We start from the raw sequence: 13,717 nt of genomic DNA, 5'->3' as shown, positions 1-13,717 counted from the left end.
GGGAGGAGCAGATGATTCAAGACACGATCCGCACCGGCTTTGCCGGCGCCCCCGTCGTCACGGCGATGGAGGTGATCCCGGTCGCCGGCCGCGACGGCATGCTCCTCAATCTGAGCGGCGCACATGCGCCGTTCTTCACCCGCAATCTCGTCATCCTCACCGACAATTCCGGCCACACCGGCGTCGGCGAGGTGCCGGGCGGCGAGAAGATCCGCAAGACGCTCGAGGACGCCCGCGACCTCGTCGTCGGCCAGACCATCGGCGCGTGCAACAACATCCTGGCGTCGATGCGCCAGACCTTCGCCGACCGCGATGCCGGCGGCCGCGGCAAGCAGACCTTCGACCTGCGCGTCACCATTCATGCAGTGACGGCGGTGGAATCCGCGCTGCTCGATCTGCTCGGCCAGCATCTCAATCTCCCGGTCGCGGCATTGCTCGGCGAAGGCCAGCAGCGCGCAAGCGTCGAGACGCTCGGCTATCTCTTCTTCGTCGGCGATCGCAGGAAGACCAGCCTGCCTTATGTGGAAGGTGAGACCGGCAAGGCGGACTGGTTCAACCTGCGCCATCAGGCAGCGATGACGCCGGAGGCGATCGTGCGCCTCGCCGAAGCCACGCAGGCGCATTACGGCTTTGCCGATTTCAAGCTCAAGGGCGGCGTGCTCAAGGGCGAAGACGAGATCGAGGCCGTCACCGCAATTGCAAAACGCTTTCCGAACGCGCGCGTCACGCTCGACCCGAACGGCGCCTGGTCGCTCGATGAGGCGATCCGGCTTTGCAGCAACATGCATGGCGTACTGGCCTATGCCGAGGACCCCTGCGGCGCGGAGGCCGGCTTCTCCGGCCGCGAGATCATGGCCGAGTTCCGCCGCGCCACCGGACTACCGACCGCAACCAACATGATCGCGACCGACTGGCGCCAGCTCAGCCACGCGCTGCGGCTCGGGGCGGTCGACATTCCGCTGGCCGATCCGCATTTCTGGACCATGCAGGGCTCGGTGCGGGTGGCGCAGACCTGCCGCGACAACGGCCTGACCTGGGGCTCGCACTCCAACAACCATTTCGACATCTCGCTGGCGATGTTCACCCATGTCGGCGCTGCCGCGCCCGGCAAGGTGACCGCGATCGACACCCACTGGATCTGGCAGGACGGCCAGGCGTTGACCAAAGAGCCGCTGCAGATCAAGGGCGGCAAGATCGCGATCCCGGACCGGCCCGGCCTCGGCATCGAGCTCGATCGCGGTGCCATCGAGGCGGCGAACGCGCTATACAAGCAGCATGGCCTCGGCGCCCGCGACGACGCGCTGGCTATGCAGTTCCTGATCCAGGGGTGGACCTTCGACGACAAGCGTCCCTGCCTCGTACGCTAACAAGAAAGGTTGGAAACATGACCGCTCACCAGAAGAACTTCATCGCCGGCGAATGGATCGACGGAACAAGCATTACGCGGGACATCAACCCCTCCAACACCAAGGACGTGGTCGGCGAATACGCCAAGGCCGACAAGGCGCAGACCGAGAAGGCGATCGCCGCGGCGAAGGCCGCCTTCCCGGCCTGGGCGCGCTCGACACCGCAGGAGCGCTTTGACGCGCTGACCAAAATCTCCGTCGAAATCCTCGCCCGCAAGGAAGAACTCGGCCGCCTGCTGGCGCGCGAGGAAGGCAAGACGCTCCCCGAAGGCATCGGCGAGGTGGCGCGCGCCGGGCAGATCTTTGCGTTCTTCGCCGGCGAGGCGCTGCGGCTGATGGGCGAGAAGGGTGCATCGGTGCGCCCCGGTCTCGATGTCGAGATCACCCGCGAGCCGGTGGGCGTCATCGGCATGATCACGCCGTGGAATTTCCCGATCGCAATCCCGGCCTGGAAGATCGCGCCCGCGCTCTGCTACGGCAATTCGGTGGTATTCAAGCCGGCCGAGCTGGTGCCAGGCTCCGCGCACGCGCTGTCCGAGATCATCGCGCGCTCCGGTATTCCGACCGGGGTGTTCAATCTCGTGGTCGGCTCGGGCTCGGTGGTCGGCCAGACCCTGCTCGATCATCCCGATGTTGCCGCGATCTCGTTCACCGGCTCGGTGCAGACCGGCCGCAAGATCGCGCAGGCCTGCGTGCTCTCCAATCCGATGAAGAAGTTCCAGCTCGAGATGGGCGGCAAGAATCCGCTGGTCGTGCTCGACGATGCCGACGTCAAGGTCGCGGTCGAGGTCGCCGTCAACGGCGCCTATTTCTCGACCGGCCAGCGCTGCACGGCCTCATCGCGCCTGATCGTCACCGCGGGGATTCACGACCGCTTCGTCGCCGCGATGACCGAGCGGATGAAGGGCCTTTCGGTGGATGACGCGCTGAAGAGCGGCGTGCATGTCGGCCCTGTCGTCGACCAGAGCCAGCTCGACCAGGACCTGCGCTACATCAAGATCGGCCAGGACGAAGGCGCCCGCCTGCACTGGGGCGGCGAGTTGCTGAACCGCGAGACGCCCGGCTTCTATCTGCAGCCCGCGCTGTTCACCGAGGCGACCAACCAGATGCGGATCGCCCGTGAGGAGATTTTCGGCCCGGTCGCCTGCGTGATCCGCGCCAAGGATTACGAGGAAGCGCTGGCGATCTCCAACGACACCGAGTTCGGTCTCGCCTCGGGCATCTGCACGTCAAGCCTGAAATACGCTTCGCACTACAAGCGCAACAGCGAGGCCGGCATGGTGATGGTCAACCTGCCGACCGCCGGCGTCGATTACCACGTGCCGTTCGGCGGCCGCAAAGGCTCGAGCTACGGCGCGCGCGAACAGGGCGCCTATGCCCGCGAGTTCTACACCACGGTGAAGACGGCCTATACGTTCCCGGGTTGAGGTTCGTAGGGTGGATTAGCGTCAGCGTAACCCGCCATGTTGACGACCGAACAAGCAAGGTGGGTTACGGCTTCGCCCAACCCACCCTACGGTTCCGTAATTTCAGGAGAGCGTCATGGACCAGTCGATCGGCGCGAAGGCACAGCCCCGCTACATCAAGCTCAACGCGCGCGACAATGTCGCGATCGTCGTGAATGATTTCGGCTTGCCGGCCGGCTCCCGCTTCCCCTGCGGCCTGACGCTGCGCGCCTTCGTGCCGCAGGGCCACAAGACGGCGCTGGAAGACATCGCCGAGGGCGCAGCGATCATCCGCTATGGCGAGGTGATCGGCCATGCGTTGTCGCCGATCCTGGCCGGCGAATGGGTCGACGAGGCGCGCATCCGCATGCCCGACGCGCCGCCGCTCGATCAGCTCGAGATCGCAACCGCGGTGCCGCCGACGCTGCCGCCGCTCGAAGGCTTTACGTTCGAGGGCTTTCGCAATTGCGATGGCTCGGTCGGCACCAAGAACATCCTCGGCATCTCCTCCTCCGTGCAATGCGTCAAGGGCACGATGGAATACGCGGTGAAGCGCATCCGCGCCGAGCTGCTGCCGAAATATCCCAACGTCGACGACGTCGTGCCGCTGACCCACGCCTATGGCTGCGGCGTCGCGATCACGGCACCCGACGCCGTGGTGCCGATCCGCACCCTGCAGAACCTCGCGCTCAATCCGAATTTCGGCGGCGAGATCCTGGTCATTGGCCTCGGCTGCGAGAAGCTCGCGCCGGAACGACTGGTGCCGGAAGGCGTCAGCGACGCCATCGTGCGGATGCAGGACGAAGCCTTTGACGGCTTTGGCGCAATCGTCGATGCCATCATGACGCAGGCGGAGACCCGCCTGAAGGTGCTCAACGCCCGCACGCGCGAGACCTGCCCGGCCGCCGATCTTGTGATCGGCCTGCAATGCGGCGGCAGCGATGCGTTCTCCGGCGTTACCGCGAACCCCGCGGTCGGCTTCGCCGCCGACCTGCTGGTTCGCGCCGGCGCGACCGTGATGTTCTCGGAAGTAACCGAGGTGCGCGACGCGATCCAGCTTCTGACCCGCCGCGCCGTCAACGAGGATGTCGGCCGCGCGCTGATCCGCGAGATGGCGTGGTACGACGCCTATCTCGCCCGCGGCGGCGCCGACCGCAGCGCCAACACCACGCCGGGCAACAAGAAGGGCGGGCTCGCCAACATCGTCGAGAAATCACTCGGCTCGATCGTGAAATCTGGCTCCGGCCCGATCGCGGGCGTGCTGTCGCCGGGCGAGAAGGCGCGGCAGAAGGGCATGCTGTTCGCCGCGACACCGGCGAGCGACTTCATCTGCGGCACCTTGCAGCTCGCCTCCGGCATGACCTTGCAGGTCTTCACGACAGGCCGCGGCACGCCCTATGGCCTTGCCGCCGCGCCCGTCATCAAGGTCGCGACCCGCAGCGAGCTGGCGCGGCGCTGGAAGGACCTGATCGATTTCGACGCCGGCTGCATCGCGACCGGCGAGAAGACCATCGAGGAAACCGGCTGGGACCTGTTCCGCCTGATCCTCGACGTCGCGAGCGGGCGGACCAAACCGTGGTCGGACCGCTGGGGCATCCACAACGATCTCACGCTGTTCAACCCGGCGCCGGTGACATAGGCCACCCTGTCATTCCCCGGTGCGCAATTGCGCACCTGAGGGCGCGCCGCTTGGCGCGAGCCCGGAATCCATTTATCAGCTCGAGATGCGGTTCGATGGATTCCGGGCTCGACGCTTATGCGTCGCCCCGGAATGACGGCAGAAGACTCGCGGCAAATGAAAGTCTGCCGCGACGAAGTCAGCGGCAGACTTTCATCTTCACGTCAAGCAAGCGCGATCAATCGTCGTCGTGATGAATCACGGTCTTGCTGCGATTGCCGAACTCGTCCTGCTTCTTGATCACCGTGGTCCGGTCACTGCGCGGCTCACGCTCCTTGATCACGGTGGTGCGGTCACGATCGCGGTCGCGATATTCATGCGACTCGCCGACGGTCACGCCGGCGCCGACGGGGCCGGCACGAACACCGATTTCATCGGCGAATGCAGGCGATGCGATCGCGGTCACCATGGCCGCGGCAAACAGATACTTTCTCATAACGTCTCTCCTCCTCGAGTGGCGATGTGGAGGAGGAACGTCGGGTGCGACAAACCGTTCCTATGCCGCACGCTCCGGCGCTGATGCGGAACATCGCACAGGGAACCTCGCTGAACAGACATTCACCTGTGTGGCGAAATGCTCATGTTCCACGCGTTGAATAGCCCGATTTGATGGCCCACGTCCTCATCAACAGGAGGACGTTCCATGAAGCAATCGCAGCACTTCCTCGACAATGCGGAGAACTGCGCGCAGCTTGCCGAGCGCGCCGACGACGAGCCGACCTACAACCGCTTCAAGCGCATGGAAGCGGCCTGGCGCGCGCTGGCCAAGGAGCAGGATTGGCTCGACGGCGAGACCTCGCCGTCGGAACCGCAGCGCGAACTCTCCGCCGTGCCCCCTCGACCATGAACCCTTGGCCGTGAACTCTCACCGATGCATCGCGGCCCGCGTGGCCGCGATGCTCAGACCTCCTCGATCGGCAGTTTTCTGATGCGCCGCCCGGTCGCCGCGAAGATCGCATTGGTTACCGCCGGCGCGACGATTGCCGTGGCGGCTTCGCCGAGGCCTCCGGGATTTTCGCTGCTCGGCACAATGTGCGTCTCGATCCGCGGAACTTCGTCGATCCGCATCGGCGGATAGCTGTCGAAATTGGACTGTTGGACTCGGCCGTCCTTGATGGTGATCGCGCCGCGCAGCGCCGCGGTCAGCCCGAAGATCGTGCCGCTCTGCACCTGTGCCTCGATCATGCTCGGGGTCACGGCGATACCGCAGTCCACCGCGCAGACAATCCGCTCGACCTTGACCTTGCCGTTTGCATCGACCGCGACTTCGGCGACCTGCGACAGATAGCTGCCGAACGCGAACTGCAGCGAGATGCCGCGCGCCTTGCCGGCCGGCATCGTCTGCCCCCAGCCGGCCTTCTCCGCGGCGAGGTTGAGCACCGCGAGCGCGCGCGGATTGTTTGACAAGAGGCGGCGCCGGTAGTCGACGGGGTCCTGCCTGGCCGCGAACGCCAGCTCGTCGATGAAGCTCTCGATAATGAACACGTTGTGGACCGGACCGACGCCGCGCCAGAAGCCGGTCGTGATGCCGGCCGGCTCCACGCGCACATAGTCGACCAGGATGTTGGGAAACGCATAGGGCGGCTCGGCGGCGCCCTCTACCGCGTCGAAGTCCAGCCCGTTCTTGAACAGCGGCGGCGCAAAGCGCGCCACCACCGACGAGCCGCAGACCCGATGGTGCCACGCGACCGGATTGCCTGATATGTCGACCGCAGCCGATATCCGGTCGTAGTAATAGGGCCGGTAGATATCGTGCTGGATATCCTCCTCGCGGCTCCAGATCACCTTGACCGGGCCGTCGACATGCTTGGCGATCTTGACGGCGAGCAGCGTGCCGTCGGGCTCGAGCCGCCGCCCAAAACCGCCGCCGAGAAACTGGTTGTGCAGAATGACCGCGTCCTTCGGCAGTCCGGTCAATGCAGCCACCCTGCTCTGCGTCGTCGTCGGCACCTGGGTGCCGACCCAGATCTCGCAGGTGTCCTTGCGGAGGTGGACCGTGCAGTTCATCGGCTCCATCGCCGCATGCGCCAGGAACGGCAGCTCGTAGACGGCATCGAACCGCTTGCTGGCATTGGCGAAGGCCTGCTCGACATTGCCGTCGTTCCGCGCGATGACGCCCGACGTCTGCGATCCAGCCTTGAGCTGCGCGACGATGCCCTGGCTATTGATCTGCGCATTCGGACCGTCGTCCCACTGGATCGCCGCGGCCTCCAATCCTTTCTTCGCCGCACCGGTGTGGTCGGCAACGACGGCGACGGCCTCATCGATCACGACGACCTGGCGGACGCCCTTGACCGCCAGCGCGGCGGCCTGGTTCACCTGCTTCGGCTTGCCGCCACCGACCGGCGAGATCGCAATCGCAGCAAACTTCATCCCCGGCACGATCGCATCGATGCCAAATTGCGTGCGGCCGCTGACCTTGCCAGCGGCCTCGAGCCGCTTCGGCGAGGTGCCGATCAGCGTGAACTGACCGGGCGCCTTCAGCTTGATCTGGTCGGGCGCCGGCGGCTTGATTTGCGCCGCCGCCAGAGCGACCTCGCGATAGGCCAGCGAACGCTGGCCTGAGGGATCGCGGATCACGCCGTCCGCGGCGGTGCATTGGGCCGGATCGACCTTCCAGCGCTGCGCCGCCGCGGTCACCAGCATGATGCGCGCCGCCGCGCCCGTCTGGCGCAGCGGCAGCCAGAAGCCGCGGGTCGAGGCCGACAGTCCGGTCGACTGCTCATGCAGGATCGGATTGGCATAGAGCGCGTCATTCGGCGGTGCGTGCTCGGGCACGATGCTGTCGAGCTTCACCTCGAGTTCCTCGGCGAGCAGCATCGCAAGCGAAGTGTAGGTGCCCTGCCCCATCTCAACCATTGGAATGGTGAGATGGATGCGTCCGTCCGGCTCGATCCGGACGAAGCCGTTCAGTGCTCCGCCCTCGGCAACCGGACTCGCAGCCTCGGACCGATTAGGCACGATGAACGCCAGCGCCAGGCCTCCGGCCGCAGTCGCGCTTGCCGTCAGGAATGTGCGGCGCGAGAGCGCTGCGGTGTCCACGCGGTGAGCAAAGGTCAGCGTCATGGCTTTGCTCCGGCGGCAAGCTTGATCGCGTCGCGAATCCGGTTGTAGGTGCCGCAGCGGCAGACATTGCCCGACATCGCATCATTGATGTCGCTGTCGCTCGGGTGCGCATTGGACATCAAGAGCGCGGTCGCCGACATGATCTGGCCGGACTGGCAATAGCCGCACTGCACGACGTCAAGATCGAGCCAGGCCTGCTGCACCTTGCGGCCGGCGTCGCTCTGGCCGATCGCCTCAATCGTCGTGATCACGGCATCGCCGACGCTGTCGATCGTGGTGATGCAGGCACGTGTCGCGGCGCCGTCAAGATGCACGGTGCAGGCGCCGCACAACGCCATGCCGCAGCCGAACTTGGTGCCGGTCATCTGCAGCACGTCGCGCAGCACCCACAACAGCGGCGTGTCGCCGTCCGCGTCGACCGTATGCGACGCGCCATTTATCTTGAGAACATAGGCCATTCTGCACCCAGCGAGATTCCGTCCGGCGGAACGGCATATGACAGCGCTGGGCTCGATCGTCTCTCGCGGGATTGCCGTGGCGCCCGCGCAATTGCCGCGACCGCTCACATTCCGCTGAATGGCGGATTATCGCCGGTAGGCGGCCGGCGACACGCCGACGACCCGCCTAAACGCGGTGGCGAAATGCGACGGGTTCTCATAGCCGCATTTGGCGGCGATCGCCGTCACCGGCTCGTCGCCGTGCTTCAGCAGCCGCTTCGCTTCCTCCATCCGCAGTTCAGTGAGCCGCCGCAGCGGCGTCTGTCCGAACTGCTTCTTGTAGAGCCGCAGCAGATGGAAGCGGCTGACGCCGGCCTCCTGTGCCAGCATCTCAAGGCTGACCGAAGCGGCGAGGTTGTCGCGCATGAACGCATCGACCTGGCGCAGCCGACCGCTGTTGCCACAGGTCTGCGGTTGGGTATCGAACCGGCCGTGACGGACCAGCAGATGCGCGGCGAGCATCTCGGCCGCGGTCTCGGCGTAGAGATCGGGTGCGCCGGCCCTGAACGCTTGGTCAAGACTGAGCATGATCTGGCTGACCAGCGGATCGACGGTGCCGAGGCCGCTCGGCAATACCGGCCCCGTCGGCCGCCGCTGCGGCAGGTCCTGCGCGACACGGTCGAGCGTCGCCACGGGCAGATGAAGCTGCAACGTGCTGTGGGTGGTGTCGCCGCGCCAGCGCAGCGACGCGGCCTCGCCCGGCGCCGTCATGCCGATATGGCCGACCTCGGAGCGAAACCGCTGCCAGTTGCCGCGATAACGCACCTCGACATCGCAGGCGCCGCCGGTGACCAGCACGATCAGAAGGTCACGCGTCGCGGGGGTCACGAATTCGTTGGCCTCGGTGGGATCGTCATAGGCCCGCAACAGCAGCGAGCGCCAGCCGACCTTCCAGCTGCACGCGGTCAGCGACGCGCGCAGATATTTGTGGGCATCGAGGCTCGAGATCAGGGCCAAGAGACGGCTCTCCATGGATCGGCCGGAGCTTACGGCGCCGGCCACCACGCGCTTTTATACCGCCGCCCCCGGCTCAGCCACCCGATGGCCGGTAGCCCCACATGCCAAAACGCCGTGCCGCAGACCTATTCGGCGCTGCGGTGCCGCTGCCAGCGCAACAGATAGGCCTGCAGCCGCCAGATGATCGCCGACAGCCCGACGCCGACCAGCATCAAGACCACGACCGCGACCATCATGCCCGACGCTTCCCCACGCGCCTCGGACTCGATGATGAGGCGGCCGATGCCGCGCTCGGCGCCGATGAACTCGCCGACGATCACGCCGATCAGTGCGAACGAGATAGCGGGCGTCAGCGAGGCGAACACCCAGGCCATGGTCGAGGGGATCACCACGGTGCGCGTGATCTGCCACTCGCTGGCGCCGAGCAGGCGCGCCGCATTGGTGAAACCCTCGTCGATCGAACGCGCGCCCTCGAAGGTGTTGAAGAACACCAGGAACACCACGACGATCCAGGAGGTGACTATCTTCGACATGTCGCCGATCCCGAACGCCAGCACGATGATCGGCGCCAGCGCGATCCGCGGGATCGAATTCACCGCCGTGATGAAGGGCTGGAAGATCGCGCTGAGACGATCGGATCGCCCGAGGATCAGCCCGGCGACGAAGCCAGAGACCACGCCGGCGACGAAGCCGTAGAAGGTGTTCTTCAGGGTGATCGCCGTCGCGGCCCAGAGATTGTTCTCGTTGCGCGCCAGGCACTTCGCGAACTCGCCGTTGAACCAGCCGTTGACGACGCCGAGCTTCGAGGTCAGGCAGCTCTGGATCAGGAAGTTGTCGAAGATCATCGACGGCTTCGAGATGAAGTAGGGGTCGAGCAGATCGGGCACCAGCCACGGCAGTTTGGTGCGCAGATCATAGCCCCATTGCCAGATCGACAGCACGATTGCGCAGATCAGGACCTGCCAGCCGATGGTGCCGAGCGTGCTGTATCGTCTCATGCGCTGCGACCCCTGACGAATTCCTCGCCGAGCGAGTGCCAGATGTGCTGGAACAGTTCGGCATAGCGTGGGGTCTCGCGCACCTTCACCGCGTCGCGCGGGCGCGCGAAGTCGACCTCGAACATGTCATTGATGCGGCCCGGCCGCGCCGAGAACAGGATGATGCGGTCGGCCAAGGTCAGCGCCTCGCCGAGATCGTGGGTCACGAACAGCACGGTCTGCTGCTCGCGCTCCCAGATCCGGAGCAGCACCTCGTGCATGTCAATCTTGGTGTGGGTGTCGAGCGCGCCGAACGGCTCGTCCATCAGGAGGATCTGCGGCTCGACGATCAGGGTCCGCATCAGCGCCGCGCGCTGCCGCATGCCACCCGACAGCGCCGACGGATACGCGCTCTCGAATCCCTTCAGCCCGGCCTGCGCGACGCATTGCGCGATGCGCTCTTTCCGTTCCTGCGCCGGCACGCCCGATAGCTCCAGCCCATAGCCGATATTGTCGGCGACGGTCCGCCACGGGAACAGCGTGTCGCGCTGGAACACGTAACCGACATCCGGCGTCGCCTTGCCGGGGACGACGCGCTTGCCATCAATCAGGATCTCGCCGCCGGTCGGGCGGATCAGCGAGGCGATCATGTTGAGCACCGTGCTCTTGCCGGAGCCGGACGGGCCGAGCAGCGCAACGAACTCACCGCGGCGGACGTCGAAGCTGACGTCGCGCACCGCCTCGATCGTGGTCTTCGCAAGCTGGAACGACTTGCTCAGGCCCTTGACCTCGACGCGGCGGTCGGCCGAGGCGCGCGGCGATACGGTTGCGCTCGTCTCGAGCGCGCTCAACCCGGATAGGCCTTTCGCGCCGCGTCGATGAGATTGGCGTTGACCACGTCGGCGATCTTGAGCGGCTTGATGCCGGTCATCTCGCGGAACCAGACCTTCTCGCCGCGCGCGAAACTCGCCGCGTCGATCGAGCCCTCATAGTCCGCGACCTTCTGGATCGCAGTGATCTCCAGCAGATTGGCGTCGCGCGAGGTGCTGCCGACATAAGGCTCGATGGCATCGTAGACCTCGGTCGCCTTGTGGGTCTTGATCCATTGCGAGGCGCGCCACAGCGCGGTGACATAGGCCTGCATTTTGGCCGGATCCTTGTCGATGGTCGCCTGCAGGGTGAAATGCGCGGTCACCGGCACCTTGCCGCCGATATGCTTGTTCCAGATCGCTTCATCAGTGCCGTCGAACAGCAATTCGCCCCAGCCCTGCTGCTGCGCCTCGTTGAGCAGCGACAGCGAAGAAACCAGGATATCGACCTGCTTCGATTTCAGCGACCCCAGCATGGTGTCGACATTGCCGGTGCCGATCCAGGTCACCTTGTCGTCGAGCCCCATGGTTTCCATGTAGTAGGACGCCCAGACGTGGTTGGTGCCGCCGAGCGAAGAGACCGAGACGATCGGCTTGCGGCCGTCGGGCCGCTTCCATTGCGTGAAGGCCTCTAGCGAGTTGATGCCCTGGTCCTTCAGATCCTTGCGCAGGATGAACATCACCGAGTTCGACCGTGTGTCGACCGGCAGCAGCACGCGCGCAGCACGGCCGTGATTGGTCAGCTGCATCGGATGGGTGACGTCGCCGATCCCGATATCGCCCTGCGAGGAGGCGATGATCTCGCGGGTCTTCACACCGCTGCCGCCCTGCACCAGCTTGCAGTCGAGCCCGGCTTCCTTGAAGTAACCGATGCGGTCAGCAACGAACTGCGTCTGATAGACCGGCACCGCGACCGGATAGATCGCGCGGCCGGTGGCCGCCTGCGCCCATGCACGCCCGGTCGCCAGCGCCGCGCCACCCGCGGCGATCACCGTCAGGGCCGACCGCCGCGAAATGTGGGGCATGGCGACATCAGGCATCACGCGTGCTCCTTGGCCGAGATCTTGTCCAGCGCGCTGAGCACCGCGTCGCCCATCTGGACGGTCGACAGCTTCTTCGCACCCGCTTCCGCAATGTCGGCCGTTCGTGCGCCGGAGGCAAGCGCACTCTGCACCGCCTTTTCCACCAGGTCGGCATCCTCGGGGCGATTCAGCGTCAGGCGCAGCAGCATCGCAACGCTGAGGATCGATCCGAGCGGATTGGCGACGCCCTTGCCCGCGATATCGGGGGCGCTGCCATGTACAGGCTCATACAGCGCCTTGCGCCGGCCGAAGCGATCGACCGGGCCGAGCGAGGCCGACGGCAGCATGCCGAGCGAGCCGGACGCCATCGCCGCGCAGTCGGACAGGATGTCGCCGAAGATGTTGCCGGTCACCATGACGTCGAACTGCCGCGGCTCGCGCACGATCTGCATCGCGGCGTTGTCGACATAGAGATGGGTCAGCTCGACGTCGGAGAATTCCTCCTTGTGCAGCCTGATCACCTCCTCGCGCCAGACCACGCTGGTCTCCAGCACATTGGCCTTGTCGACCGAGCAGACCTTGTTGCGCCGGGTTCGCGCCAGCTCGAACGCCGAGCGCGCCACGCGGCGGATCTGGTTCGTGGTGTATTGCTCGGTGTTGAAGCCGCGGCGCTGGCCGTCCGGCAAGGTCTCGATGCCGCGCGGCTCGCCGAAATAGATGCCGCTGGTCAATTCGCGGATGATGACGAAATCGACGCCGTCGAGCACCTCGGGCTTGAGCGGCGCCGACGCCGACAGCGCCGGGCTCGCCACGATCGGCCGCAGATTGGCGTAGAGGTCGTACTTGCTGCGCAGGCCCAAGAGACTGCCGGCTTTGCGCGCGGCCGCCGGCACTTCGGTGGTCTCGGGACCACCGGTCGCGCCCCACAGGATGGCGTCGGCCTCGTCCATCGCCTCAGCGGTGTCCTCGGGCAGCACCTTGCCGGTCGCCAGATACGGGATCAGGCCGTATTGCGCCTCGCGCAAGGTCATCGGCACGTTCCGTTTGGCCGCGAACCACTCGAGCACGCGGCGCGACTGCGCGGTGACCTCGGGACCGATGCCCTCGCCGCCGACGACGGCGACCTTGACCATGTTGGATTGCGTGCTCATGCCGATGTCCTTGAAGCGGGTGTTCTCTGAAAATGAATCCAGGGCCGCGCCGTGCGGTCGGAAGCCTGGAAGGCGTGGATCTCGTCGTCGCGCTGCAACGTCAGCGCCACCTCGTCGAGCCCCTTCAACAGTCCTTCGCGCCGCCGCGGGTCGATCTCGAAGGAATGCCGCGCGCCCGACGGCGAGACGATGGTCTGTGCCTCGAGGTCGATCGAGACCTTGCCGGCGCCCTGCGTCGCCTCGATGTCGGCGGCGAGCTGATCGACCACCGCCTTGTCGACGATGACGGGCAGGATTCCATTCTGGAAGCAGTTGGCGAAGAAGATGTCGCCGAAGCCGGAGCCGATGACGGCGCGGATGCCGCGCTCCTGCAGCGACCACACCGCGCCCTCGCGCGACGAGCCGCAGCCGAAATTCGGTCCGGTTACCAGGATCTCGGCCTCCCGGTACGGCTCGCGGTTGAGGATGAAATCCGGATTCTCCGAGCCGTCGGCGAGATAGCGCAGCGAGCCGAACGCCCATTTGTCGAGCGTGCCGCGGATCGAATTGCCGACCAGGCGCTCGATCCGGATGATCACATCGGTATCGATATTGGCGCGCATGATCGGCGCAGCGGTCGCGGTGAGCTTGTTGAACGGTTTCGGCATCG

At 65.8% G+C, this 13,717-nt stretch carries 13 protein-coding genes; 4 read left to right on the top strand and 9 right to left on the bottom strand.

The features are described from left to right. Positions 1 to 11 precede the first annotated feature (11 nt). The 3 genes from gudD to garD all read left to right on the top strand — a co-directional run bounded on the left by gudD (position 12) and on the right by garD (position 4,490). Entirely contained in the window at positions 12 to 1,367 is a 1,356-nt protein-coding gene (gudD, locus tag ACVIGA_RS30720; RefSeq protein ID WP_456668949.1) for a glucarate dehydratase, read from the top strand. A gap of 17 nt (positions 1,368 to 1,384) precedes the next feature. Continuing rightward, entirely contained in the window at positions 1,385 to 2,833 is a 1,449-nt protein-coding gene (locus ACVIGA_RS30715) for an aldehyde dehydrogenase family protein (protein WP_456668948.1), read from the top strand. A 115-nt stretch (positions 2,834 to 2,948) separates the two neighbouring features. Then, positions 2,949 to 4,490 (top strand): galactarate dehydratase, encoded by a 1,542-nt coding sequence (garD, locus tag ACVIGA_RS30710; protein ID WP_456668947.1) that lies wholly within the window; start codon positions 2,949 to 2,951, stop codon positions 4,488 to 4,490. Positions 4,491 to 4,707: 217 nt separating this feature from the next. Here the strand turns inward: garD and ACVIGA_RS30705 are convergent, their stop codons facing one another. Continuing rightward, on the bottom strand, positions 4,708 to 4,965 hold the full coding sequence (locus tag ACVIGA_RS30705; protein ID WP_223969544.1) for a hypothetical protein: 258 nt from the start codon (positions 4,963 to 4,965) through the stop codon (positions 4,708 to 4,710). A 207-nt stretch (positions 4,966 to 5,172) separates the two neighbouring features. Here ACVIGA_RS30705 and ACVIGA_RS30700 point away from each other — a divergent pair, with 207 nt between their 5' ends. Beyond that, a complete protein-coding gene (locus tag ACVIGA_RS30700; protein ID WP_456668946.1) occupies positions 5,173 to 5,376 on the top strand; it encodes a hypothetical protein in 204 nt (67 codons plus the stop codon). A gap of 53 nt (positions 5,377 to 5,429) precedes the next feature. Here the strand turns inward: ACVIGA_RS30700 and ACVIGA_RS30695 are convergent, their stop codons facing one another. The 8 genes from ACVIGA_RS30695 to leuD all read right to left on the bottom strand — a co-directional run bounded on the left by ACVIGA_RS30695 (position 5,430) and on the right by leuD (position 13,715). Further along, the gene (locus ACVIGA_RS30695) at positions 5,430 to 7,595 is read right to left on the bottom strand and encodes a molybdopterin cofactor-binding domain-containing protein (RefSeq protein ID WP_456668945.1); all 2,166 of its coding nucleotides are present in this window, start codon (positions 7,593 to 7,595) and stop codon (positions 5,430 to 5,432) included. Continuing rightward, positions 7,592 to 8,053 (bottom strand): (2Fe-2S)-binding protein, encoded by a 462-nt coding sequence (locus tag ACVIGA_RS30690; protein ID WP_456668944.1) that lies wholly within the window; start codon positions 8,051 to 8,053, stop codon positions 7,592 to 7,594. Before ACVIGA_RS30690 ends, ACVIGA_RS30695 begins: the two co-directional genes overlap by 4 nt. 126 nt (positions 8,054 to 8,179) lie before the next feature. Next, positions 8,180 to 9,049, bottom strand: coding sequence for a helix-turn-helix domain-containing protein (locus tag ACVIGA_RS30685; protein ID WP_456668943.1), 870 nt, complete (start codon positions 9,047 to 9,049; stop codon positions 8,180 to 8,182). Between the two features lie 125 nt (positions 9,050 to 9,174). Beyond that, the gene (locus tag ACVIGA_RS30680; protein WP_456668942.1) at positions 9,175 to 10,047 is read right to left on the bottom strand and encodes an ABC transporter permease; all 873 of its coding nucleotides are present in this window, start codon (positions 10,045 to 10,047) and stop codon (positions 9,175 to 9,177) included. After that, positions 10,044 to 10,877, bottom strand: coding sequence for an ABC transporter ATP-binding protein (locus tag ACVIGA_RS30675; protein WP_456668941.1), 834 nt, complete (start codon positions 10,875 to 10,877; stop codon positions 10,044 to 10,046). Before ACVIGA_RS30675 ends, ACVIGA_RS30680 begins: the two co-directional genes overlap by 4 nt. Then, positions 10,874 to 11,935 carry an ABC transporter substrate-binding protein gene (locus ACVIGA_RS30670; protein ID WP_456668940.1) on the bottom strand — a complete coding sequence of 354 codons (1,062 nt, stop codon included), beginning with the start codon at positions 11,933 to 11,935 and terminating at the stop codon, positions 10,874 to 10,876. Before ACVIGA_RS30670 ends, ACVIGA_RS30675 begins: the two co-directional genes overlap by 4 nt. Further along, entirely contained in the window at positions 11,935 to 13,068 is a 1,134-nt protein-coding gene (gene leuB / locus ACVIGA_RS30665; RefSeq protein ID WP_456668939.1) for a 3-isopropylmalate dehydrogenase, read from the bottom strand. The genes ACVIGA_RS30670 and leuB overlap by 1 nt, the downstream gene beginning before the upstream one ends. Next, positions 13,065 to 13,715, bottom strand: a complete 651-nt coding sequence (leuD, locus tag ACVIGA_RS30660; protein ID WP_456668938.1) for a 3-isopropylmalate dehydratase small subunit — start codon at positions 13,713 to 13,715, stop codon at positions 13,065 to 13,067. Before leuD ends, leuB begins: the two co-directional genes overlap by 4 nt. Positions 13,716 to 13,717: the final 2 nt, after the last annotated feature.

It is taken from the genome of Bradyrhizobium sp. USDA 3240 (assembly GCF_054063295.1).
This window is presented reverse-complemented; position numbering and strand designations above follow the sequence as displayed.